Here is a 22260-nt window from a genome sequence, read left to right as displayed (position 1 = left end):
GCGTGATCTTCTCGGGTGTGAGTCGGTGGTGTGGTGTTCTTACGCGTCCATGACCGGGTTCGACAGGACGCCGAGTCCTTCGATGGCGATGTCGACGCGGTTGCCGGAGACGATCTGACCGACTCCCGCCGGGGTGCCGGTGAGGATGACATCGCCGGGCAGCAGCGTGATCGTCTCGGACAGGTGTTCGATGAGGGTCGGGATCTCGAAGATGAAATCAGCGGTGGTGCCGTCCTGCTTGAGGTCCCCGTCGACCCAGGAGCGGATGCCCAGATCGTCGACGTCGAGCTCGGTTTCGATCCATGGCCCCAGCGGGCAGGAGGTGTCGAAGCCCTTGGCCCGCGACCACTGTTTGTCGGCCTTCTGGATGTCGCGCAGGGTCACATCATTGCCGGCGGTGTATCCGAGGACATGGTCGAAGGCGTTTTCGGCCTTCACGCCTTTGGCCACACGACCGATGATGACGGCGAGTTCGGCCTCATAGCTGACGTATTCGCTGACGGCGGGCAGACGGATGGGATCGCCGGGGCCGATGACCGCGGTGTTGGGTTTGAAGAAGGTCAGCGGGGACGCCGGCACCTCGTTGCCGAGTTCGGCGGCGTGGTCGGCGAAGTTACGGCCGACGCCGATGACCTTCGACCGCGGCAGGATGGGGCTGACCAGACGCACATCGTCGAGCTTCAGCCTCTCCCCCGTCGATTGGGCCGGAGAGAAGAAGGGATCCGAGTCGAGAACGGCGAGTTCGAGTCCCGACGTGTCCCATCTGCCGTCGGTGATCGGCGGCACTTCACCTTCGACGACTCCGTATTTGGGCTCGTCCTGATGTACAAATCTGGCGATACGCATGTGCCCCAGTCTAGTCAGTGTCGGGCGCCGTCCGCGCGTCGGTGCACATCGATCCGTGATCGGGCGTGCGAGAGCCGACCACGACGTCCCGTGTGCGGGTGAGGTCGCGCGGCTGAGAGACTGGTGCCATGCCCGAGCCGCACCTCTCGCACACCTTCGATCTCGCCCGCATCGGCGCCGGACTGCCCGCCGCCGCGCTCATCGATGAGCTGTCCCTCGCCGAGGCGGCCCCCGCCCCGAGATTGGTCGTGGAGGGTCCTCCCGGAACCGGTAAGACAACCGTGGTGCCGCCGATGATCGCCGCCCATCTGGCGGTGTCAGCCGCCGGCCCGGCCGAGGCTGCCGGTGCGGCCGGCCCGTCCGGTTCTGGCTGGAAACCGGGACGAATCATCGTCACCCAACCGCGACGGATGGCCGCTCGCGCCGCGGCCAGGCGGCTCGCGTCGTTGACCGGCAGCCGCCTCGGCGAAGTCGTGGGTTTCACCGTCCGCGGAGAGTCGCGGACCTCGGCGGCGACTCGCATCGAGTTCGTCACCACGGGTGTGCTCCTGTCCCGGCTGCTGCGCGATCCGGAGCTGACAGGAGTGGCCGGTGTGATCCTCGATGAGGTGCACGAGCGGCAGTTGGATACGGATCTCGCGTTCGCGATGTGTCGGGAGCTGGCGGATCTGCGTGAGGACCTCTCTGTGGTCGTCATGTCCGCGACCCTGGATGCGCAGCTGTGGGCGCGGCGTCTCGGGGACGGGCCGCAGGCACCGGCGACACTGCTGTCGGTGGCCGCCGATACTCATCCATTGGAGGTCAGGTGGGCACCGGCGAAGGAACGTCCGCTCGATGCCCGGGGTGTGACCTGGGATTTCCTTGATCATCTGGCGGCGACGACGGTGCGCGCAGTGGAGGAGAACGCTTCCGGGGACCTGCTCGTCTTCGCTCCCGGGGCTCGTGAGGTCGATGAGGTGGCGGCACGGGTGCGGCGGCGTCTGGGCGATGGCCCGGTGGAGGTGCACACTCTGACGGGGCGGACTCCAGCGAAGGAGCAGGATGCGATCCTGCGCCCGTCGGAGACTGGGGCCGCTCGCCGCATCATCGTCTCGACTTCGGTGGCCGAGTCGGCGCTGACCGTTGCGGGGGTGCGGATCGTCGTCGACTCCGGGCTCTCTCGCGGGCCGCGGCTGGATACGCGGCGGCGCATGTCAGGGCTGGTCACGATGCGTGAGTCGAAGGCCGCGGGCACGCAGCGTTCCGGTCGTGCTGCGCGGCAGGGCCCCGGTGTCGCGTATCGCTGCATGTCCGAAGCAGATTGGGCGAGCCTGCCCGAACACACCTCCGCCGAGGTGGCGACCTCGGACCTCACCGCCGCGGTGCTGGCCCTGGCGGTGTGGGGAGGCGATGAGAGTCTGCTGCCCGAGCCCCTGCCGGCGGGGCCGAAGCGGCAGGCGATCGACGATCTGGTCGCGCTCGGCGCCCTCGATCCCGTTGCCGCGGACGAGTCAGAGAGCCTTGACGGACCGGGCGACTCGGTCAGTGACGGAGGTGCGGGCGGCGCCGGTGTCGACGGTGCAGGAGGTGCCGGAGTAGGCGGCCCTCGCATCTTCGACCTGCACGTGACCGAGACCGGGCGTGCGATCGCGTCGATTCCTGCATCGGTGTGGTCGGCGCGGGGTCTGCTCGATGGGGCTGCGCTGCTCTCTCCCGCTCTTGCGGCCGAGGCTATCGCCGTCATCGAGTCCGATCAGCGCGCTCCCGGCGCCGATCTCACCGCTCTGCTGCGGCAGCTGCGCCGCAGCAAGGATGCCCGCTTCACTCAGGACCGCAGACGCTTCGCCGGGCTGGCGCGGGAGTTCGCGACGGGCGGAGCTGTGCCGGCGAAGGACGTCGACCCAGCGACCGGCTCCGCGACGAAGGCCCGCACTCTCAGCCCCGACGACCTCGGGCTCGTCACAGCCCTGTCCTTCCCGCTGCAGATCGCACGCCTGCGCAGTGCTTCGGACTCCGAGTACCTTCTGGCCTCGGGCACCGCGGCGAGTCTGCCGCGTGATTCCTCCCTGCTGGGCAGTCCGTGGCTGGCCATCGCCGAGGTGGGGCTCGCCGGATCGCGCGCGATCATCCGCGCTGCGGTCCCCATCGATCAGGACACCGCGGAACTCGCCGGTGCCGGACTGCTGGCCACGGAGGAGACCGCGAGCTTCGAAGGCGGCAAGGTCCGTGCCATCCGGCGGGAGCGCCTCGGCAGGATCGAACTCTCGGCCACCCCGATCCGAGCGAACGCCGAACTGGCGCGCCGAGCCATCGCCGAATCGGTCCTCGAACGCGGAGCCCGCGAGGTTCTGCGTCCGTCGAAGACCTTCGAAACACTGCGAGCGCGACTCGGTCTGCTGCGGCACGTCTTCGGTGAGCCGTGGCCGATCGTGACGTGGCAGCACCTGTCACAGACGCTGCCCGAATGGTGCCCCGACGCGCTCGATCGGATCGCGAGGGGCACCGATCCCGGCAGGGTCGATCTCGTCTCTGCACTGCGCACACTGTTGCCTTGGCCCGACGCGGCCCGGCTCGACGAGCTCGTCCCGACTCATGTCGACGTGCCCACCGGGTCACGCATCCGCCTCGACTATGCCGATCCCGATCACTTCGGCACAGAGGGCCCCGTCCTCGCGGTCAAACTCCAGGAGTGCTTCGGGTGGACCGATGTTCCCCGCATCTGCGACGGCCGGGTGCCGGTGACGTTGCACCTCCTCTCGCCGGCCGGGCGACCTTTGGCGGTGACCAGCGACCTCGCGTCATTCTGGTCAAACGCGTATGCCCACGTCAGGGCCGAGAACCGAGGCCGCTACCCGAAGCACCCGTGGCCGGAGGACCCCCTGGCCGCACCGGCGCAGAAGGGCACGAAACGCTCCGGACGCTGATCTGAAACAATGGAGCGGTGACCTCTGCCCCGTCCGTGATCCCCAGCGCAGCCGAGCGTGGTTCGGGCCACCTCGGCGATGGGGTCGTGCCTGCTTCGAAGTGGCAGATGCGCCGAGATGCTCACGAGGCCGCGATCGCCGAGCGCACGGATGCGCACATCGCCCGTCGGATGCGGCAGGAGAGCCATCCGGTCGAAGATTTCCTCTTCACCTATTACCCGTTCAAGGTCGGACAGCTGAAGAAATGGCATCCCGGGCCGGGCGTGCGCATCGAACTCCCCGAGGCGGCCGATCACCGGTATTTCGACCGGCGTTGGTACCGCATCGACGACGACCGGAACCTCGCCGAGGTGGACCTCGACTCCTGGCGCGCCGACCGTGGGGATGGGGCGAAGTTCATCGCCTCCCTCCTGTCGTCGACGCTGAATCGGGAGGCCAATTTCGGGTGTTTCGGCATCCATGAATGGGCGATGGTCTATAAGCTCACCGAGGAGCAGCGTCGGCATCAGCAGGTGCCGCTGCGGCTGAGCCCGGCCGAGACCGATGCTGTGGTCGAGGGCCACCGGATTCAGTGTTCGCATCATGATGCGTTCCGTTTCTTCACCGAGCCGGCCCGACCTCTCAACACTCTGCAGCCGAGCCGCGAAGGCATGATCGCCAATGAGCAGCCCGGCTGTCTGCACGCGGGGATGGACCTGTACAAGTGGGCGATGAAGATCTCGCCGATCGCTGATTCGGCGCTCGTCGTCGACTGCTTCGACCTGGCGCTCGATATCCGGACGCTGGATATGGAGGCCTCCCCCTATGACCTGCGCGGATGGGGTTATGGGGTGGTCGCCGTCGAGACCGCCGCGGGCAAAGCCGAATACATGGAACGGCAGAAGATGTTCTCCGCCCGGGCACAGGCATTGCGGTCGAGGCTGCTCGACGCCTTGGCAGCGGCCGGAGTCCATCCGCGCTGAGGCGGAGTCCATCCGCGCTGATCGAGCCCGCTCCGCAGAGCGGACACGCTCGGTTCCGGCCGGCTGCTCCGCCTACGATCGACGGTATGCGCGCCATCATCTTCGATCAGTTCTCCGTCCGCCCTCAGCTGCAGGAGGTGCCTGCTCCCACGGCTCCCGATGCCGGCGTCGTCATCGACGTCGAAGCCACCGGAGTCTGCCGCAGCGATCACCACGCATGGGCCGGCCACGACTCGACGATCACCCTGCCGCACGTTCCCGGACATGAGCTGGTCGGTCGGGTCGCCTCGGCGGGGGCCGGGGTACAGGAATTCCACGTCGGTCAGCGGGTGACCGTGCCATTCGTCTGCGGATGCGGGACGTGCCGGTGGTGTGCCTCCGGCAATGCGCAGGTGTGCCCCGATCAGACGCAGCCGGGGTTCACGCATTTCGGGTCGTGGGCGGATCAGGTCGTCATCCACAATGCCGATGCGAACCTCGTTTCCGTACCCGAGGATCTGCCCGCCGCGGCAGTGGTCGGGCTCGGCTGTCGGTTCGCCACGGCCTTCCACGGTCTGCGTGTGCGGACTCGCCTTGCCGCCGACGAGACGGTTGCGGTGTTCGGCTGCGGCGGGGTGGGACTGTCGGCGATCATGATCGCCCGGGCCCTCGGGGCGAGGGTGGTGGCCATCGACGTCAGCGATGCGGCATTGGCCTCTGCTCGTGAGTTCGGTGCCGCCAGGACTGTCAATGCCGGCGATCTCGACCCGGCCGAGCTCAGCGCCGAAGTGGTCGCGCAGTTCGCCGACGACTGCCCGGACGGTGTGGCTGTGACCGTCGACGCCTTGGGTCGGGAGGACACGATCCGGGCCGCGATCGGAGCTCTGGCTCCTCTGGGTCGGCATGTGCAGATCGGGCTGCTTCCCGCCGACCCGGTCGTCGATGTGCCGCGGGTGATCGCGCTCGAACTCAGCGTGCTCGGCTCGCACGGAATGGCGGCCTCAGACTATCCCGAGCTCGTCGACCTCGTCGCCCGCGGCAGGCTGCGACCGCAGGATCTCGTCACGAACGTCATCGGCCTCGACGAGGCACCGGCTGCGATGGAGGCGATGAACGTCCCGGCCCCTACGGCCGGGATGACGATCATCGACCTCGCCCGGTGACGAAGACGGCGTCTCACGCTTCGCCGATCGAGCCCCGCATGCTCGCGGCGAGTTCATCGATGAGTTCCTGATCCCCGCGGATGCCCGGTTCGAACGGCAGACGAAGGCGGTCTCTGCCCTTGTCGCGGTAGCGCGGAATGACGTGCATGTGGAAGTGGAAGACGGTCTGCCAGGCATCGGCTCCGCAGCAGTTGAGGAGGTTGACCCCATCGGCATCCCACGCGTCGAAGGCGTGCTTGGCGAGTCGCTGTGACTCGACTGCCACGGCGGCCAGATCGTCGGCAGGAATATCGCGCAGGTCAGTGCTGTGCCGTTTGGGTACGACGAGCAGGTGCCCGTCGGATCCCGGTTGGATGTCCATGAACGCGAACGTCGCTTCGGTCTCGGCGATCGGCGCGCTTGGTGCCTGACCTGCGATGATCTGACAGAAGATGCAGTTCTCGCTCATTGTTTCCTCCCCCTCATCGTGTTCTCCGTACTGTCCACCGCGCTCAACATTCGACTCCAGGGGTCCGGCCTCGGCGTTCACACCATGATCGCGAGAACCACGTTCGTGTCCTGGCCGTCCCAGCGGCCCAGCAGCAGACCGGCGTCGGACTTCTCGGCCGGTGAGTCCGGCGACAGGCGGTAGAGGATCTCAACGTCGCCGGCACCCGGCAGAGGACCCGTTCCGAAGGCGTGGGCCACCTCGGTGATCTCTTCTCCTCTGTTGCCCTCATCGTCGACGCGGTACTGCTTCGCCGCGGTCGACGCGGTGGCGATGGTGTGGTCGAGGCGCTGCCGGAAGAGCGGATCGCCCATGCCCGCGTAGACCCACCGTCTGCCGAGAATCGAGTGCTCCATGTTCGCCACGAACGCTTCGTCGGCACCCTCGAGCGGTGCACCGCGGTAGGTCAGCGGCACCTGCAGCAGCTGGTCGCCGCTGCGCACGATGTGGATCTCCATGCCCACCTCGCCGGCGGGGTCGTCGAACCGGTACGCGGTGACGGCTTCGAGCGGATTCGCCTCGAGGTCGAGCTCGGTGGCCCAGTCCTGCTCGGCAACCCAGTCGGTGACGACGTCGAGCTTGCCGGGGTCGAGCTGAGCTGCGTAGATATCTGCCATGGCGGTTCCTCCTGAGATCTGTCTGACGTCGGCGTCAGGTGCTGCTGGTGTCAGGTGCTGCTGGTCGTAGGTGTGACGCTGTTCGGGTCAGGCCTTCCGGGTTCCGGGGATCCATTCGCCGTCGACGACCTCGTAGTCGGCGAAGACGGCAGGGGCCTCTTCCCGCATCACCTCACCGATCTTGTTGAAGATGAGGCGGATCTCCTCCTCAGCGCCCTTCGCGGTGCGCATCTCGACGACATGGCGCAGGGAGCGCAGGTTCGCCGTGTAGACGATTCCGGTGGCCAGGCCCTCGGGAGCGAAGCGGCGCATGAACGAGGTCATGTGCTTCTTGTGGGAGAACTTCGTGCCCTCCTCGTCGAGCTCGAAGTGCTCGGTCATCCATTTCTGGTGCTCTTCGAGGGTGTCGAGGACCGCGAGCGAGCGTTCCATGAGTTCGGGATCTTCGCGAGCCCATTCGGGGAACCAGAACGGAATGTCGGTGAGGCGGACGTAGCGCAGCGATTCCTGCGAGAATGCCGATCCTGCACGGTGGCGGATGAGCTCGTGGGTGAGCACGCGCGAGACGTTGTGGAGGACGAAGGTGAAATTCGCGTGTTCGAGCACGGATCCGTGCTGGGACTTCACGACGTTGCCGATGTACTGCGCGGAATCGGTGCGCACCCGCGAGACGTTCGGGTTGAGTCCCGGCTCCCACGAGCGGTAGCACATGCGTCCGGAGAACTCGAGGAGATCCTCGGCGTCGGGAGATTCCGCGTCCTCGACCCGGTCCGCCCAAGAGGTTCCGCCCACCTCGTCGAGGTAAGTCCTCATCGCTTCCCAATCGATATCGGGCTTGGCGAGCAGTTCAACGGACGGTTCGACCTGGCGCATGGCTCTCCTAGTGCAGGGGACGTGATTGATTCCCAATCCTACAGACAGCCGGAGCCGAATCGAGGACTGGTCCGTCCCGAGATCTTCTTCAGTTCGACCGTGCATGATGGCTTCCCGGGCGCAGCCGGGACCATCGTGGCTCTCAGTATTTCCGTTCCCGCCGATTCATCCTGGCTGAAGATCCCGGAGTCGTCCGTCTGCTTCGACGATAGAGGCCCTCGCATATGCAGATTCGACAATCACCGAGGTGGCTCTGCCGTCCTCATACACCACCGCGGCATGATCGTCGATGGCGGTGCCGGGGCCGGGCAGACTTCCATCCGCGATCCACTTTTGGAAGGATTCCGCCCGCCCGGGTTCGCCGTGGAAATGCGGGCAGGCGCTCCCCCGCAGAAATCCGAGCCCATCGTTCAGCGGGGCCAGCGGACCGAACGAATCCGTCGAGGAGGCCTCGAACCAGCAGTTCGCGCCGGCACTGATCCCGGCGAGTATCGTGCCGCCGGCGACGGCGTCTCGCATCGCCTCGTCGACTCCGTGGCGACGCCACAGCGCCAGCAGATTGACCGTCGACCCGCCGCCGACGTAGATGAGGTCCATGTCAAGGAGCATCGCCGGGTCCCGATAGTCCCAAGGGCTCTGTCCGAACAGGGAGAGCACATGAGTCTGTGCGCGGCCGTCGAAAGCCGCTTCGAACCTCTCGATGTAGTCACCGCTGTCGCCGGATGCAGTGGGGACGAAACAGACGTGTGGGAGCCCGGATGTGCTCTCCCGGCTGACCATCTGCAGCAGGGCGTCGTCGATGGCCGACTCCCCGGTCTCCGACATCGAGAAGCCGCCCCCGCCGAGAGCGACGATCGTGCCGCGGAGTCCGGCGGGTTCAGATCCGCTCACGGCACTCTGTGCGTCCACTTCTCGGTCGCGAACTTCTCATCGACGAGTTCCTGCGCCCGTCTGAGCTCCTCTGGGGTGTAGGTGCCGTAGGTGGCTCCGTAGCGGGCAGCGAACGTGTCTGCCATGACATCGATGATGTCCTTGCGGGCCTCACCGGTCTGGCTGCGCAGCGGATCGACGCGCTTCTTCGCACTCGCCACTCCCTTGTCCGAGATCTTGGCTTCGCCGATGCGCAGAACTTCGACCATCTTGTCGGCGTCGATGTCATAGCTCATCGTGGCGTGATGGAGCAGAGTGCCGTCGCGCATCCGCTTCTGTGCGGCACCGCCGATCTTGCCGCCGGTCGAGGAGATGTCATTGATCGGCTTGTAGAACGCTTCCACGCCGAGGGTCTTCAGCGCCGCGAGCACCCACTGGTCGAGGAAGACGTACGACTCTTCGTAGTCCAGACCGGCGACGAGTGCAGGCGGGACGAACATCGAGTAGGTGATGCAGTTGCCGCCCTCCATGAACATGGCTCCGCCTCCGGAGATGCGACGCACGACCTGGACGTCGTGCTTGTCCACTCCTTCGGGCCGCAGTTCGTTGACGTAGGACTGGAAGGCGCCGATGACGGTGGCGGTGTCCTCCCATTCCCAGAACCGCAGGGTCGGCTGACGACGACCTGCCGCGACCTCCTCGAGCAGCACCTGATCGAGAGCCACATTGAGCTGCGTGGGCAGCACCTCTCCGCGGATCACCTGCCAATCGAAGTCGGTGAAGTTCGCCGCCGATCCCAGTGCCCGCCGCACGACCGTGGCGACATCGGCGGTGGAGAAGCCGTGCATCGCCAGTTCCGCACCGTAGCCGGCCAAGGCATCGTCGAGGCGACCGCGCAGCGACGCATTGTCGGCGGTGACGCTGGCACCGACGAGTGCCGGGGCGAGGTCGAAATAGGCTTCTTCCGGTTCGAGGAAGAAGTCACCGGAGATCTTCACCTCGGTGATGGTCTTGCCGTCGGTGGTCACATCGGCGACGACGAGTTTGCCGCCGATGACCTTGTATTCGCCGTGGAAGTGCTGCGTCTCGTTCGTCATATCTGCCAACCTACTCCCCTGTCAGTGCGTTCCACATGAACCGGTAGCTCAGTGCCCGGGTGAACGCGGTCTGCTCATTGTCCGAAGCAGCGGAGTGTCCGCCTTCTGTGTCTTCGAAGAACCACACGTTCTCAATTCCCTGCGCCTGCATCCGTGCGGCCATCTTCCGAGCCTGCACCGGTCCCACTCGATCATCCGAAGTGGCCGTCCAGAACAGCACCGGCGGATAGCTCTGCCCGTCCTCGAGGAGGTGGTAGGGCGAGAATTCCCTGATGAACGCCCAGTCCTCAGCCACATCCGGATCACCGTACTCGGCCTTCCACGAATAGCCGGCACTCAGCTTCGTGTACCGGGCCATGTCCAGCAGCGGGACCCCGCAGGAGACTGCACCGAAGAGGTCGGGATACTGGGTGAGCATATTGCCGACCAGCAGGCCACCATTGGATCCGCCGGCACAGGCGAGCGTCTGCGGGCTCGTGACTCCGCGGGCGATGAGGTCACGGGCGACGGCCGAGTGGTCTTCGTAGCAGCGCATGCGGTCCTCCCGCATCGCGGAGGTATGCCAATCGGGACCGTATTCGCCGCCGCCGCGGATGTTCGCGAGCACATAGACGCCTCGACGGCCGGCCGGGAGGGTGTTCCCGGTGGTGTTCCGGCTCAGCCAGCCGACACCGACGACGGGTGAGTATCCGGGAGTGCGGCTGACTTCGAAACCGCCGTAGCCGTCGAGAAGTGTGGGATTGTCTCCGTCGAGCACGAGGTCGGCGGCACCGATCTGGAAGTAGGGGATCTTCGTTCCGTCGGCACTGGTGGCGAAGTGCTGTTCGACGCTCAGCCCATCGGCGGCAAACATTGCCGGTGCAGATTTGATCACCTCGGTGGTGGAGTCGTCGGACCCCGTACCCAGGGTCCCGTACGACAGGGTCGAGGGCGTGAGGAATCCGGTGCTGACCATCCAGAAGTCATTGGCGGTGGCCGGGTCGAATCTGTCGACCGCGCCGAGGCCGACCATATGGTTGGCGGGGACCCCGGGCAGGGCGGATTCGGCGAAGTCGCTGCCCAGGTCGAGGACCGTGAGCTTCGACTGCACGTCGGAAAGCAGTTCGAGCACGAGGTAGTCCCGGGTGAATGTGAAGGACTGCAGTGAGGTGTGGGCATCCGGGGTGAAGATCACGCGCGGGGCGATCTCGCCTGCCTTGACCGCGTCGATATCGGCGATGGCAAGGCCGCCTGCGGCCACCTCGGTGGTGGTGGTGGAGTTCCACGTCGATTGGGGCCGGAAGAGCACGAGGTCGCGTTCGAAGCCGACCTCGACGTCGGTGGGGACCTCGACCGGGGTGAGTGCGTCGGCCCACGTCGTCGGTTCGGTGGAGAGCGAACCGTCAGCGGCAGTGATGTCGTCGAGGTCGAGGAAGCTCATTCTCGAATTGAAGAAGTCGATGGCGTCGACGATGACGGCGCGGTCGGTGGTCTCGGCCTCGGGGCGGATGTCGCTGCCGACGAAGATCGCCACATGGTCGCGGGGCACTTCGGCGACGATCGGGGCGTCGTCCACGCTCTGCCCGCGCCGGAGCGCTCGGGCCTGGCGAGGATAGGACGAGGTCGTCAACGAGTCTGCGTCGGTTTCGGTGGCGACGAGCACGGTGTCATCGTCGAGCCAGGCCAGTCGGGTCTTGGCGGCGGGGATATCGAAGCCGCCGTCGACGAAGGCACGGTCTGCGAGGTCGAATTCGCGGACTCTGTGCGAGTCGCCGCCGTCCGGGGACAGGAGGACGAGTGCACGCCGATTGTCGCTGCGGCGAACCATCGCGCCGGACCAGACCCAGGCGGTGTCTTCGTCTGCTGCCAGTTCGTCGAGGTCGAGCAGCACGTCCCAGTCGGGTGTTGCCGTGCGGTAGCTGTCCCAGGAGGTGCGTCGCCACAGGCCCTTCGGGTTCGTCTTGTCGCGCCAGAAGTTATAGAAGTGGTCGCCGCGTTTGGTGACCATCGGGATGCGGTCGTCGGCGTCCAGCGCGGTGCGCAGGTCACCGGAGATGCTGTCGAAGAGGTCGTCGTGGAATCGTTCAAGGGTCTTCGCGTTCTGGTCCTTCACCCAGGCGATCTGCTTCTCGCCGTGGATGTCTTCGAGCCAGAGGTTTTCGTCTTCGGGCAGATCGGCGCTCGTCGTCGGGGCCGTCGATGGGGAGTCTTCTTCACGCATGATCCCATCCTAGTGACCCTCACTGACGTGGGCGCGGGGCCCGGCGCGATTTCACCGCGGACTGCGGAACATGACCAGGCCGGGCCGCCCGTCGGGAGCTTCGGGGCCGTGCCCGAGCTCGGTGAAGCCGAGGCTCTCGTAGAGGCGGCGTGCGGGGCTGTCGATATCGTCGGTCTGCAGCCAGCAGCCGAATCGTCCGACCTCCCCTATCCACCTCTCGAGGGTGCGCCGCCCCAAGCCTCGTTCGCTCTGGTGCGGGTCGCGGGCGAGCAGGTTGAGAGCGAAGGTCGATTCGAGTTCGATCGAAGCCTCGCCGAGGCGGCTCTGCAGTTCGAATGCCCAAGGATACTTCTGTTCTTCCCACTTCCAATGGTGGCCGTAGGCGAATGAGCTCAGGCGCCCGTCGGACTGAGTCCGTGTCAACGTCATGAGGACCTGGCCATTGCGGACAGAGACTTCGTAGACGTCGGCGAACAGGGCCGCAAACCTCGGATCCTCCCCCAGAGGCGGTTCTGCAGCTGCAGCACCGTAGAGTGCTTCTACCTCGCTGCGGGGCGGGAGGACACCGCAGATACCCGGCCCCGAGGGTACGCCTCGCCACAGCGGACCCAGTCCCATCGGCAGTCCCCACACGATTTCGACCGCGGGGACGTCAGACTGGTCCCGGAGCGCAGACTGGTCCCGCAGCGCAGAATGGTCACCAGGCGACGACTGCCCGTTGAGGTCGTTCATGACTATCACCATAGTCCCGCACTGGAGCAGGCAGTTGAACTCTCGGTGACCACTTGCCGTCGTCGCGTCGGACCAGTCCTCCGCTGTACGCAGCCATCTCCTCTTCCGTCTTTCCTCTCTGCAGCAGTGTGGTGTGAGTCGACTGCATCAGTGTGGTGTGGGTCGACTGCATCAGTGTGGGTCGCCGCTAACGTTCCTGCCCGAAATATCGATTCGCTGCTTGCCCTTCTCCTCCAGAGTTACGCTTCTCCAGAATTGCTGCGCAGAGGAGCTCTTCCGTAGGACTCATCGGCCGTTCGTCGGCATCATAGATATCGATTCCAACCGTCGACCCGCCGATATCAACGGTTGCGGGCTGCGAGGTCCGGCGAATGTATCTCCATGGGATCATCACCGAGAACTCGTGATCGCGACTCGGTGGTGCAGCACGAGCTCTGTCGCCCGGCGGCGCGGTCGTCTCGGCCACGATGTCGCCGTGGGTCTGCCCCGGATCGGGACCGCTGAGCGGTTTGGTGCGGGTCTTATAGCGGTGGCCGGTCGGTGTGATCACCTCGAGGGCCTCGGCTGTCGCCTGATGGCGCCAGCCGTCGAGTTCCTTCAGATAATTGCAGGCCGCGCACAGTCCGGACGAGTTGTCCCAGTCGGTCTCACCGCCGGCGGCCACGGAGTCAACATGATCGGCGTGTTTGATGGGGGCCTCGCACCAGGGCGAGCGGCAGACGTCGTCGCGGAAGACCACCATGCGGCGAAGCAGACCGGAGAATTCCCTCCGACGCGAGTCCATCCGCACGAGCTGACCATTCTCAGGCCGCGTGTACAGGCGGCGGATGAAAGTGGCGGCTTCGTTCTCAGCCACGAAGTCTCTGGCGGATTGTGCCGGGATCGGGCCGACTCCGGGGAACCGGGCCGATTCGTCTCCGGGCCCGAACAGGCTGCTGTCCTGCATGATGAGGTGCACTTCGGTAGGCACGGCCGCAGCGGCGGATTGACCCGTCAGTCGCTCGACCACCAAGTCGGCAGCGATCTGGTTCTGAGTTCGGCCATCGGCTGCGCCAGTGGCGATGACAGTCTGCGCCGACTTCTTCAGGTTCGCGTAGGCGGCCACTGCCTGGGGCATCGGCAGCAGAGCGGTCAGGTAGGCCATATTGCCGGGCGCCGGACGCACACTGACCGAGCGCTCTTCGACACAGCGCTCGAGATGGTCGACGGCGGCCTTCTGGTCGAGTTTCTGTGCCAGGGCACGCACTTCGCTGCCCAGTCGCCTGACGCCCACCTCGGGCAGGCGTTCGGCCATGCGTTCGTCGAGCTCGTGCTTCTTCTCCCGTGGCAGCCAGTCGGATTCCTTGGCGACCGTGCGGGCCTTCTCCTCCGAGATGTCGCCGCCCTTCATCGCCGTGTAGACATTAGGCAGGTCCAAGAGAAGAGTGCGCGAGAACTTCAACAGGGAGTTGCCACGATGCCGCGAGACCTTTCTGGCCAAGCCGATCTCAGCACCGACACCGCGCCCCTGCTTCTTGCTCGAGACACCGTCTTCGGCTTCCCGATTCCTGCGATGCATATCGAACGTCAGGGTCTCGCGAGCCTGCGCTGCGGAACACGCGGAGGTCAGCTCCTCGAGAGCGGCGATGCGATCGATCGCCTCTTCTTCGGTCGCCGCCGGACGCAGTTCGGACAGCGTTTCGCGCCACCGACGGATCTCGGTGAGTACGTCTGGAACCTGCTCTGCCTCCATGCCCGGAACACTACCGGTCGACACTGACACGAGATTCCTCGTACGCGTCTACCCTGGTCAGAGGATTATGAAAGCAGAATCAGCAGTCCAGCGGCCCGTCAGCCTCCTGGCTGCTTCAGCTCAGCTCTTCGCCTGTCGTCTCTCGTGCCAAGAGGCCCATCAGGACGACTGCGACGATGACCAGCGCTCCGGTGAGGACGAACGTCACGGTCAGACCCAGCACAGGCCACATGAAGGCGCCGAAAACGATCGGAGCGATTCCCGTCGCCAACCGCGAAGCCGCCGAAGCCCAGCCGAACCCCGAACCACGCAGTCGTGTCGGGTAGAGCTCGGACACATATGTGTACAGGGTCGGGATCGCGATCTGGACGACGAATCCGAATCCGATGATGGTGGCCTTGGCTGCGAAGGTGAGGTCCGCCGCAGAGGCTTCGATGAATACTGCCGCTCCGACCAGCAGCACCGCCGCAATGATGGATGACGTGCCGAGGACGACCTTGCGACCGAATCGCTCGACGATGAGCGCCGAGGCGATCACCCCGAGGATGCCGACCGCAGTCATCGATCCCGTCACAAGGAAGGCCGCTTGGTCGGCCATGCCCTGCTTCTTGAGGATTCCCGGCAGCCATGTCAGTGCCGCGTAGTAGACAAGGAGGACGGAGACGAAGAGCGACCATGAGACAAGAGTCGTCTTCGCAGAGTGCTGCCACAGCTGCACCAGCTGGCCGCTTGCGGCACGCAGCTGTCGGCTCACTTTGGGTTCGGCCGGCGCTGTGCACTTCACATCGGCGCCGGCAGAGTCCGCTGCGGAGGCCTCCGCGGCGGGGACCTCAGAGGTCTCCATACCAGGGACCTCAGCAATCTCCGCGCCGACGACTTCAGCAATGCCGGCGACGGGGACTTCAGCAGTCTTACTCGCTGAGGCGGCGGGCCGTTCATGGGTCCATTCGCGCACGTCGGCACCGGTGCGTTCGACGAGGCGGGCGATGACGGCGTCGGCTTCGGCATAGCGGCCGACGGAGGCGAGATAGAGAGGTGATTCCGGGATTCCGAATCGTACGGCGACGGTGAGCAGGGCCGGCACGATCATGACCAGCATGATCAGCCGCCAGTCGCCGAAGTCGAGCAGATAAGCCGAGACGAAAGCACAGAGTGAGGCGCCGATGGGCCACCATCCGTCCATCGCGGTGAGGACGCGCCCACGGTGGCGGCTCGGAGTGAATTCCCCGACGAGCGCATAGTCGACGGGGATGCATCCGCCGAGCCCGAATCCGGCGAGGAAGCGGAAGAGGATGAACCATCCATATGCGGGCGAGAAGGCTCCGGCGACGGTGAAGATCGAGAAGACGAGGAGCGTGAGAGTGAACGCCTTCTTCCGCCCGATGACGTCGGCGATGCCGCCCCAGATGAAGGCACCCAGTGCCATCCCGATGAGGTTGGCGGTCGCGATCCACGCAGCCTGGCCGACGCTTAAGTCCCAATAGTCGCTGAGCAGCGGGATGAGGAACCCGTTGAGGGCGACGTCCCACGCGTCGAACATGAAACCGAGCCCGCCGATGATGAAGATGGCGCCTTGAGTGCGCCATTTCCATGGCAGGTGAGCGATGACTTCGGAGGCTGTCGGAACCGACGCCGAGGTGGTCGTGTGCACGAGGCCACAGTACCCCATTTAACGCACAGTTGCGTAAAAGCCCATAAGCCGACCTGCACAGGGCCGCGATCGCCCCGGACAGCGGCTCTGAATACGATTCGGCCCAGTGCGCGCTGGTCAGCCACACTGGTCAGCTCAGTTTCAAAAGTGGGCTAACAAAGTGGGCTGACCAGCGCAGACTGGGCCGAAATCGCAGACTGGATCGAAATCGACGACCGCGCCGCTTCCAACCGAGGCCCCAGCCAGACCCTCAGGCCAGGCGCACGAGCCAGTTGTTCTGGTCCTCGACGCGTCCGTACTGGATGTCGAGCAGCGTCTTGCGCAGTTCCATGGTCTTCTCACCGGCGTCTTCACCGTGGTCGATGGTGAAGTCTTCGCTGACGAGCCTGCTGATCGGCGTGATGACCGCAGCGGTGCCGCAGGCGAAGGCCTCGACGATCTCGCCGCTGGCGACACCTTCACGCCACTCCTCGATGGAGATCTGGCGCTCTTCGGGCTCGAGGCCCAGCTGCGGCGCCAGATCGAGCAGCGAACGACGGGTGACTCCGTCGAGGATCGAGTCGCTGAGCGCAGGGGTGAGCAGCTTGCCGTCCCTGGTCACGAGCATGAGGTTCATGCCGCCGAGCTCGTCGATGTACTTGTTCTCCACGGCATCCGTGAACAGCACCTGCTGGCAGCCCTTGGCCGCCGCCTCGTTGGTGGCCACCAGGGATGCCGCGTAGTTGCCGCCGCACTTGGCGAACCCGGTGCCGCCCGCACCTGCCCGCTTGAGCGTGGGCGAGAGCCAGATCGACAGCGGCTTGATGCCGCCGGAGAAGTAGGGCCCGGCCGGCGATGCGATGGCGTAGTAGTCGACCTCATGGCTGGCCCGAACGCCGAGGAACCGCTCCGTGGCGATCATGAACGGGCGCAGGTACATGCTCGACTCATCGGCTTCCGACTCCGGCGTCGGCACCCATGCCTGGTCAAGGCTGACCAGCGCTTTGAGCGAGTTGATGAAGTCCTCTTCGGGCAGCTGAGGCAGCGCCAGGCGCTCGGCGGACTTGTTGATGCGCGCGGCATTGCGCTCAGGTCGGAACGTCCACACCGAACCGTCGGCATGACGGTAGGCCTTGAGCCCTTCGAAGATCTCCTGGGCGTAGTGGAGCACGGCGGCCGCCGGATCGAGCACCAACGGCCCGTACGGCTTGACCTCGTGTCCCTGCCAACCGTCATCGACCGTGTATCGGATGTGCGCCATATGGTCGGTGAAGTACTGGCCGAAGCCGGGGTCCTTCTTGATGTTCTCGCGCACCAGCTCGGGTTGCGGCTGGAGGTTCTTAAGAACGGTGAAGTCTGTCATGAAAACTCTTTTCTCATTTGTGATGAGTGACACTGTCAGGGTAGTCCATCACCCCGGCGCTCGGAGCACCGGGGTGATGTCGTCATCCCTGAGAACGGGTGTCTGTCGATTGGGAATATGTGACCCCATCGTCACCCGCCCGCCCCTCGCCGAGGCGGTCGTCCACCTCAGCCCAGGCGTGCCGCGATCGCGTCGCCCACCTCGGTGGTGGACCGCTTCGTTCCATCACGCTCGGCGAGGTCGGCCTCGACGGCCGTCTCGATCGCCTTGGCCACTGTCTCGAGCCCCAGGTGAGAGGCCATGAGCGCGCCAGAGAGGATCGATGCCGTCGGGTCGGCGATCTGCTGGCCCGCGATATCCGGAGCAGATCCGTGGATCGGCTCGAACAGGCTCGGCGCCGTTCCTTCGACATTGAGATTCCCCGAGGCGGCCAGACCGATCCCGCCGGTCACCGCGGCTGCGAGGTCGGTGAGGATGTCACCGAAGAGGTTGTCGGTGACGATGACGTCGTAGCGCTCCGGGTTCGTGACCATGTAGATCGTGCATGCGTCGGTGTGCTCGTAGTTGACGGCCACCTCGGGGTATTCGGCACCGACCTTCTCGACCACGCGACGCCACAGGTGACCGGCGTGGACCATGACATTGTGCTTGTGCACATAGGTGAGCTTCTTGTTCCGAGCCTGAGCGCGGGCGAAGGCATCGCGGACCGCGCGCTCGACTCCGTACCAGGTGTTGACCGAGACTTCGGTCGCGACTTCCTGCGGGGTGTCCGTGCGCACGGATCCGCCGGAGCCGGTGTACGAGCCTTCGGTGCCCTCACGGACGACGACGAAGTCGATCTTCCCCGGGTCCGCCAGCGGGCTGGTCACCCCGGCGAAGAGCTTCGAGGGACGCAGGTTCACCGCATGCCCCAGCCCGAAGCGCATCTTGAGGATGACTCCGCGCTCGAGCACACCCGAAGGCACGGACGGGTCTCCGCAGGCGCCGAAGAAGATAGCGTCGTGGTTGCGCAGCGATTCGAGCTCTTCGTCGGTGAGCGTCTCACCGGTCTCGTGGTAGCGCTGGGCGCCGACCGTGTAATCGGTGAGTTCGAGCTCGACGGGCTCGCCTGACACCTCGATGGCACGACGGAGGACCTTGAGGCCTTCGGGGACGACCTCGTTGCCGATTCCATCTCCGGGCATGACTGCGATTGAGAACTTCATGCTGACAGAATAGGGCGCTATCTCACCATGCAACTATTCCGTCCTACAGTTCGGACAATGGCCGAGCAAGGCCCACCAACACCGGCCCCGGTCCCTCATGAAACCCGGCACGACGTCGCCGACATGAACAATTTCACGTCCCAAACCCCGACGACGGCTACAAAACTGCCGCGCAAGGGACGAAGATGGAATATAGCACCCCAAACCCCGTGGGGGCAGCCACCGTCCGGCCCCGAGAGAAAGTCGATCATTGACCGAAACCATCCGCAATGCCCGTGCCGCAGCCCTGCCCGCCAAGCTCTCCCGGTCCTGGCTGCTCGTCAATGCCGCGAGGGAGGAGATCTTCACTCCCGCGCAGACTTCGGAAGCGGATTCGGTGATCTTCGACCTCGAAGCTTCCGTTGCCGATGACAAGAAGCTCGACGCCCGCGACAATGTCGTGCGGGCCCTTGAGAACGGAATGTCGGCCTGGGTGCGCATCAACAAGATGGATTCCGAGTTCTGGGACGACGACCTCGCCGCCATCGCCATGCTCCCCGGCCTGCGAGGAGTGATGCTGCCCGAGACCGAACGTCCCGAACAGGTCTCGTACACCGCGATGCGTGCGAAGGCCGGTCTGCCGGTGATCGGCCTCCTCGAGTCCGCCCGCGGCGTGGAGAACGCCACGAAGATCGCCGAGGCCCCCGGCACCTTCCGCCTGGCCTTCGGCACGAACGACTTCCGCAAGGACACCGGCTTCTCCGGTGACCCGATGGCCCTGGCCTATGCGCGTTCCCGGCTGACCATCGCCTCCCGGATGGGCGGCCTGCCCGGCCCGATCGACGGGCCCTCGACCGCCGATGCCGATGATGACAAGGTCTGGGCCGACGCCGAGGTGACCCACATGATGGGCATGACCGGAAAGCTCGTCCTCTCCGTCGACCAGGTCAACACTCTCAACGAGGCGATGAGCCCGAGCGAGGACGAGCGCGATTGGGCCCGCCAGATGCTCGAAGCCGCCGAGGGCGGATCCGAGATCACCGACGGCTCCTACCTGCCGCGTCTGGCCCGTGCGAAGAAGATCGCCTCCCTGGCCGACACCTACGGTCTCTGGAACGCTTGATCCGCCAGCCTGCCTGGCTGCTGTGGGCGACCCTGCCGGCGATCCTCATCGTCTTCGCCTTCGGTCTGTGGCTGCGTCTCGATCACATCGGGCCCACCGGGCTCGATGAATCCTGGCTCGGCCTCGTCGGCCTCGACCGCGGGAGCGTGGCCTACTGGACCGCCGTCACCCTCGCCGAGGTGGGCGGAGGGACCGGTGTGGTCATCTGCACCGGCCTGCTCGCCGCCGTCTTCCTTATCGCCAAGCGGTTCCGTGCCGCGATCTTCCTCGTCACCGCGATGCTCGCGGGGATCGCGACCTCAGAAGTGCTCAAGGCGATCGTCACCCGGCTGCGGCCGGGCGATCAGCTCTACGAATCCCTCGGCTACTCCTATCCGTCGGGGCATTCGATGGGAGCGGCCGCGTTGGCGATGAGTCTGGCGATCATCGCCGCCCGGGCTCATCATCGTCGCACCAGCACCGAGGCGGACCCGCCTTCCCAGCAGAGCCCGACGATCCGTGAGGACCCGGCCGCGCGCCGGCAGGTCGACCGTTCGAATGCCACCGCTGTCTTCCCGCTGCCGTTCCATTGGTCGTTCGCTCTTGCGGCCGTGTGGATCCTCGCGATGATGTGGTCACGGACAGCCCTGCAGGTGCATTGGCTCACCGACACCATCGCCGGGGCGCTCATCGGCATCGCCGTGGCTGTCGCCGTCGACGAAGCGTGGTCGCTGGCAGCGACGAGGGCCCGCTCAGACCGATTCGCCATATGGCTTGCCGGGTGAGCGGGCCCTGTCGGGTCGGCATCAGTCGCTGACCGAGAGTCAGTCCTCCTGCAGGGAGACGCCGGTGAACGCCGAGGCATTCACGGCTCCGGCCACGGCCTTGACGACCTCGTCGGAGACGACCGAATCGACCGCGAGGACGGACAGCGCCTCGTTGCTCGTCGATGCGGGCGAGACCTGCATGCCGGCGATGTTGACGTTGTTCGCTCCGAGCGCCAGGCCCAGCTGTCCGATGATGCCGGGGCGGTCCTCGTAGCGGAAGATGAGCAGGTTGTCCGTCAGCTCGATCTCGAGCGAGTAGCCGTCGACCTCGGTGAGCTTCTGCACGAGCTTCGGCCCGGTCACGGTTCCGGAGACGGAGATCCGCTGCCCGGTGCTCGTCGTCGCTGTCAGGCGAGTGATGTTGCGGAAGGATTCGCAGTAGGGATCGGTGACGAGTTCGACCCCGATCCCGCGCTCTTCCGCGAGCAGCGGAGCGTTGACGTAGGAGACCTGATCGGACACGACGTCCTTGAACAGGCCCTTGAGCGCCGAGAGCTTGAGGACGGAGACGTCCTTGTCGGCGATCTCGCCGTTGACCTCGACCTTGAAGTGTGTGACCGAGGAGTCGGCGAGGGCATTGACGACTCGACCCAGACGCTCGGCCAGCGGAATGCCCGGACGCACATCCTCGTGGATGGCGCCGCCGGCGACATTGACCGCATCGGGGACGAGTTCCCCGGCCAGGGCCTTGCGCACGGACTTCGCCACGGCGACACCGGCCTTCTCCTGGGCCTCATGAGTCGAGGCACCCAGGTGCGGGGTGACGTTGACGGCGTCGAGGTCCATGAGTGCCGAGTGCTCCGGGGGTTCGACGTTCCACACGTCGATTCCGGCGCCGCCGACCTCTCCGTTGGCCACGGCCTCGGCGAGGGCCGCCTCGTCGATGATGCCGCCGCGGGCGACGTTGATGAACCGGGCTCCGGGCTTGGCGGCCTTGAACTGCTCGGTGCTGATCATGCCGATCGTCTCCGGCGTCTTGGGCATGTGCACGGTGACGAAGTCGGATACGGCGAGCAGTCCGGGCAGGTCGACGACCTCGACGCCCATCTGCGCCGCGCGGGCCTGCGTGATGTAGGGGTCGTAGCCGACCAGCCGCATGCCGAAGGCCTTCGCCCGCTCGGCCACGAGTCCGCCGATGCGTCCGAGGCCGACGATGCCCAGGGTCTTTTCGAAGAGTTCGACGCCGGTGTACTTCTTCCGGTTCCACTCCCCCGCCTTGAGCGAGGTGTTGCCGGCACCGAAGTAGCGCGCAGATCCCAGGATGTGGGCCATCGTCAGTTCGGCTGCCGAGATGATGTTCGACGTCGGGGCGTTGACGACCATGACACCCGCCGAGGTGGCTGCCGGCACATCGACATTGTCGAGTCCGACTCCGGCGCGGGCGATGACCTTGAGGTTCTTCGCCGCTCCGATGGCTTCCGCGTCGACCTGTGTGGCCGAGCGGACGAGGATCGCATCGGCGTCGGCGATGGCGGGCAGGAGCTGGGATCGATCAGCGCCCTCGGTGTGACGGACCTCGAAGTCTCCTCCGAGAGCTTCGATGGTAGCCGGTGACAGTTCTTCGGCGATGAGCACGACGGGCTTGGGCACTGATTTCCTCCTGTTGCGTCCGGGACGCGTCCACCTTATGAGACTTTCGGATTTCCTTCACAGGGTCTCAGATTATGGGCAGGATCGCTCAACAGACTGCGCG

Annotated in this window: 18 protein-coding genes; 5 read left to right on the top strand and 13 right to left on the bottom strand. The window is 65.6% G+C overall.

All coding sequences use genetic code 11. From position 1 onward, the window contains the following. Window positions 1–39 precede the first annotated feature (39 nt). Window positions 40–846, bottom strand: coding sequence for a fumarylacetoacetate hydrolase family protein (locus tag EB835_RS07345; protein WP_135808811.1), 807 nt, complete (start codon window positions 844–846; stop codon window positions 40–42). 128 nt (window positions 847–974) lie between these two features. Between EB835_RS07345 and EB835_RS07340 the strand changes: the two genes are divergently transcribed. From EB835_RS07340 to EB835_RS07330, 3 genes are all read left to right on the top strand, one after another. After that, on the top strand, window positions 975–3749 hold the full coding sequence (locus tag EB835_RS07340) for an ATP-dependent RNA helicase (RefSeq protein WP_135808810.1): 2775 nt from the start codon (window positions 975–977) through the stop codon (window positions 3747–3749). Between the two features lie 107 nt (window positions 3750–3856). Next, window positions 3857–4711 carry a 3-methyladenine DNA glycosylase gene (locus tag EB835_RS07335; protein WP_135808832.1) on the top strand — a complete coding sequence of 285 codons (855 nt, stop codon included), beginning with the start codon at window positions 3857–3859 and terminating at the stop codon, window positions 4709–4711. An 86-nt stretch (window positions 4712–4797) separates the two neighbouring features. Continuing rightward, a complete protein-coding gene (locus EB835_RS07330) occupies window positions 4798–5853 on the top strand; it encodes a zinc-binding dehydrogenase (RefSeq protein ID WP_135808809.1) in 1056 nt (351 codons plus the stop codon). A gap of 13 nt (window positions 5854–5866) precedes the next feature. On the opposite strand, the gene EB835_RS07325 is transcribed toward EB835_RS07330, so the two are convergent. The 11 genes from EB835_RS07325 to EB835_RS07275 all read right to left on the bottom strand — a co-directional run bounded on the left by EB835_RS07325 (window position 5867) and on the right by EB835_RS07275 (window position 18659). After that, window positions 5867–6301, bottom strand: coding sequence for an HIT family protein (locus tag EB835_RS07325; RefSeq protein ID WP_135808808.1), 435 nt, complete (start codon window positions 6299–6301; stop codon window positions 5867–5869). Window positions 6302–6378: 77 nt separating this feature from the next. Further along, window positions 6379–6957 carry a maltokinase N-terminal cap-like domain-containing protein gene (locus EB835_RS07320; RefSeq protein ID WP_135808807.1) on the bottom strand — a complete coding sequence of 193 codons (579 nt, stop codon included), beginning with the start codon at window positions 6955–6957 and terminating at the stop codon, window positions 6379–6381. A gap of 87 nt (window positions 6958–7044) precedes the next feature. Then, the gene (gene thyX / locus EB835_RS07315) at window positions 7045–7830 is read right to left on the bottom strand and encodes an FAD-dependent thymidylate synthase (RefSeq protein WP_135808806.1); all 786 of its coding nucleotides are present in this window, start codon (window positions 7828–7830) and stop codon (window positions 7045–7047) included. Between the two features lie 165 nt (window positions 7831–7995). Continuing rightward, a complete protein-coding gene (locus EB835_RS07310) occupies window positions 7996–8721 on the bottom strand; it encodes a Type 1 glutamine amidotransferase-like domain-containing protein (RefSeq protein WP_240688613.1) in 726 nt (241 codons plus the stop codon). Next, the gene (locus tag EB835_RS07305) at window positions 8718–9797 is read right to left on the bottom strand and encodes a lipoate--protein ligase family protein (protein ID WP_135808805.1); all 1080 of its coding nucleotides are present in this window, start codon (window positions 9795–9797) and stop codon (window positions 8718–8720) included. Before EB835_RS07305 ends, EB835_RS07310 begins: the two co-directional genes overlap by 4 nt. A 10-nt stretch (window positions 9798–9807) precedes the next feature. Continuing rightward, window positions 9808–11997 carry a prolyl oligopeptidase family serine peptidase gene (locus EB835_RS07300; protein WP_135808804.1) on the bottom strand — a complete coding sequence of 730 codons (2190 nt, stop codon included), beginning with the start codon at window positions 11995–11997 and terminating at the stop codon, window positions 9808–9810. 51 nt (window positions 11998–12048) lie between these two features. Continuing rightward, window positions 12049–12729, bottom strand: a complete 681-nt coding sequence (locus tag EB835_RS07295) for a hypothetical protein (RefSeq protein WP_240688612.1) — start codon at window positions 12727–12729, stop codon at window positions 12049–12051. Between the two features lie 187 nt (window positions 12730–12916). Beyond that, window positions 12917–14461 carry an HNH endonuclease gene (locus EB835_RS07290; protein WP_135808803.1) on the bottom strand — a complete coding sequence of 515 codons (1545 nt, stop codon included), beginning with the start codon at window positions 14459–14461 and terminating at the stop codon, window positions 12917–12919. 115 nt (window positions 14462–14576) lie between these two features. Next, on the bottom strand, window positions 14577–16130 hold the full coding sequence (locus EB835_RS07285; RefSeq protein ID WP_168216653.1) for an MFS transporter: 1554 nt from the start codon (window positions 16128–16130) through the stop codon (window positions 14577–14579). Window positions 16131–16362: 232 nt separating this feature from the next. Then, on the bottom strand, window positions 16363–17454 hold the full coding sequence (locus EB835_RS07280; protein WP_135808801.1) for a branched-chain amino acid aminotransferase: 1092 nt from the start codon (window positions 17452–17454) through the stop codon (window positions 16363–16365). Between the two features lie 167 nt (window positions 17455–17621). Then, the gene (locus EB835_RS07275; RefSeq protein WP_135808800.1) at window positions 17622–18659 is read right to left on the bottom strand and encodes a 3-isopropylmalate dehydrogenase; all 1038 of its coding nucleotides are present in this window, start codon (window positions 18657–18659) and stop codon (window positions 17622–17624) included. 250 nt (window positions 18660–18909) lie between these two features. Here EB835_RS07275 and EB835_RS07270 point away from each other — a divergent pair, with 250 nt between their 5' ends. Both EB835_RS07270 and EB835_RS07265 read left to right on the top strand, forming a co-directional pair. Beyond that, window positions 18910–19761 (top strand): HpcH/HpaI aldolase/citrate lyase family protein, encoded by an 852-nt coding sequence (locus EB835_RS07270; RefSeq protein WP_135808799.1) that lies wholly within the window; start codon window positions 18910–18912, stop codon window positions 19759–19761. Next, the gene (locus tag EB835_RS07265) at window positions 19758–20525 is read left to right on the top strand and encodes a phosphatase PAP2 family protein (RefSeq protein ID WP_135808798.1); all 768 of its coding nucleotides are present in this window, start codon (window positions 19758–19760) and stop codon (window positions 20523–20525) included. Before EB835_RS07270 ends, EB835_RS07265 begins: the two co-directional genes overlap by 4 nt. A gap of 39 nt (window positions 20526–20564) precedes the next feature. Here the strand turns inward: EB835_RS07265 and serA are convergent, their stop codons facing one another. Next, the gene (gene serA / locus EB835_RS07260) at window positions 20565–22157 is read right to left on the bottom strand and encodes a phosphoglycerate dehydrogenase (RefSeq protein WP_135808797.1); all 1593 of its coding nucleotides are present in this window, start codon (window positions 22155–22157) and stop codon (window positions 20565–20567) included. Between the last annotated feature and the right edge of the window lie 103 nt (window positions 22158–22260).

The organism is Brevibacterium sp. S22 (genome assembly GCF_004745485.1).
Taxonomy (GTDB): domain Bacteria; phylum Actinomycetota; class Actinomycetes; order Actinomycetales; family Brevibacteriaceae; genus Brevibacterium.
This window is presented reverse-complemented; position numbering and strand designations above follow the sequence as displayed.

What these genes read in the sequence shown, in the direction of transcription:
- EB835_RS07340 (WP_135808810.1), top strand. Translation starts at nt 975, where the DNA reads ATGCCCGAGCCGCACCTCTCGCACACCTTCGATCTCGCCCGCATCGGC.
- EB835_RS07300 (WP_135808804.1), bottom strand. Translation starts at nt 11,997, where the DNA reads ATGCGTGAAGAAGACTCCCCATCGACGGCCCCGACGACGAGCGCCGAT.
- EB835_RS07295 (WP_240688612.1), bottom strand. Translation starts at nt 12,729, where the DNA reads ATGAACGACCTCAACGGGCAGTCGTCGCCTGGTGACCATTCTGCGCTG.
- EB835_RS07285 (WP_168216653.1), bottom strand. Translation starts at nt 16,130, where the DNA reads ATGGGGTACTGTGGCCTCGTGCACACGACCACCTCGGCGTCGGTTCCG.
- EB835_RS07280 (WP_135808801.1), bottom strand. Translation starts at nt 17,454, where the DNA reads ATGACAGACTTCACCGTTCTTAAGAACCTCCAGCCGCAACCCGAGCTG.
- EB835_RS07345 (WP_135808811.1), bottom strand. Translation starts at nt 846, where the DNA reads ATGCGTATCGCCAGATTTGTACATCAGGACGAGCCCAAATACGGAGTC.
- EB835_RS07320 (WP_135808807.1), bottom strand. Translation starts at nt 6,957, where the DNA reads ATGGCAGATATCTACGCAGCTCAGCTCGACCCCGGCAAGCTCGACGTC.
- EB835_RS07325 (WP_135808808.1), bottom strand. Translation starts at nt 6,301, where the DNA reads ATGAGCGAGAACTGCATCTTCTGTCAGATCATCGCAGGTCAGGCACCA.
- EB835_RS07275 (WP_135808800.1), bottom strand. Translation starts at nt 18,659, where the DNA reads ATGAAGTTCTCAATCGCAGTCATGCCCGGAGATGGAATCGGCAACGAG.
- EB835_RS07330 (WP_135808809.1), top strand. Translation starts at nt 4,798, where the DNA reads ATGCGCGCCATCATCTTCGATCAGTTCTCCGTCCGCCCTCAGCTGCAG.
- EB835_RS07335 (WP_135808832.1), top strand. Translation starts at nt 3,857, where the DNA reads ATGCGCCGAGATGCTCACGAGGCCGCGATCGCCGAGCGCACGGATGCG.
- EB835_RS07305 (WP_135808805.1), bottom strand. Translation starts at nt 9,797, where the DNA reads ATGACGAACGAGACGCAGCACTTCCACGGCGAATACAAGGTCATCGGC.
- thyX (WP_135808806.1), bottom strand. Translation starts at nt 7,830, where the DNA reads ATGCGCCAGGTCGAACCGTCCGTTGAACTGCTCGCCAAGCCCGATATC.
- EB835_RS07290 (WP_135808803.1), bottom strand. Translation starts at nt 14,461, where the DNA reads ATGGAGGCAGAGCAGGTTCCAGACGTACTCACCGAGATCCGTCGGTGG.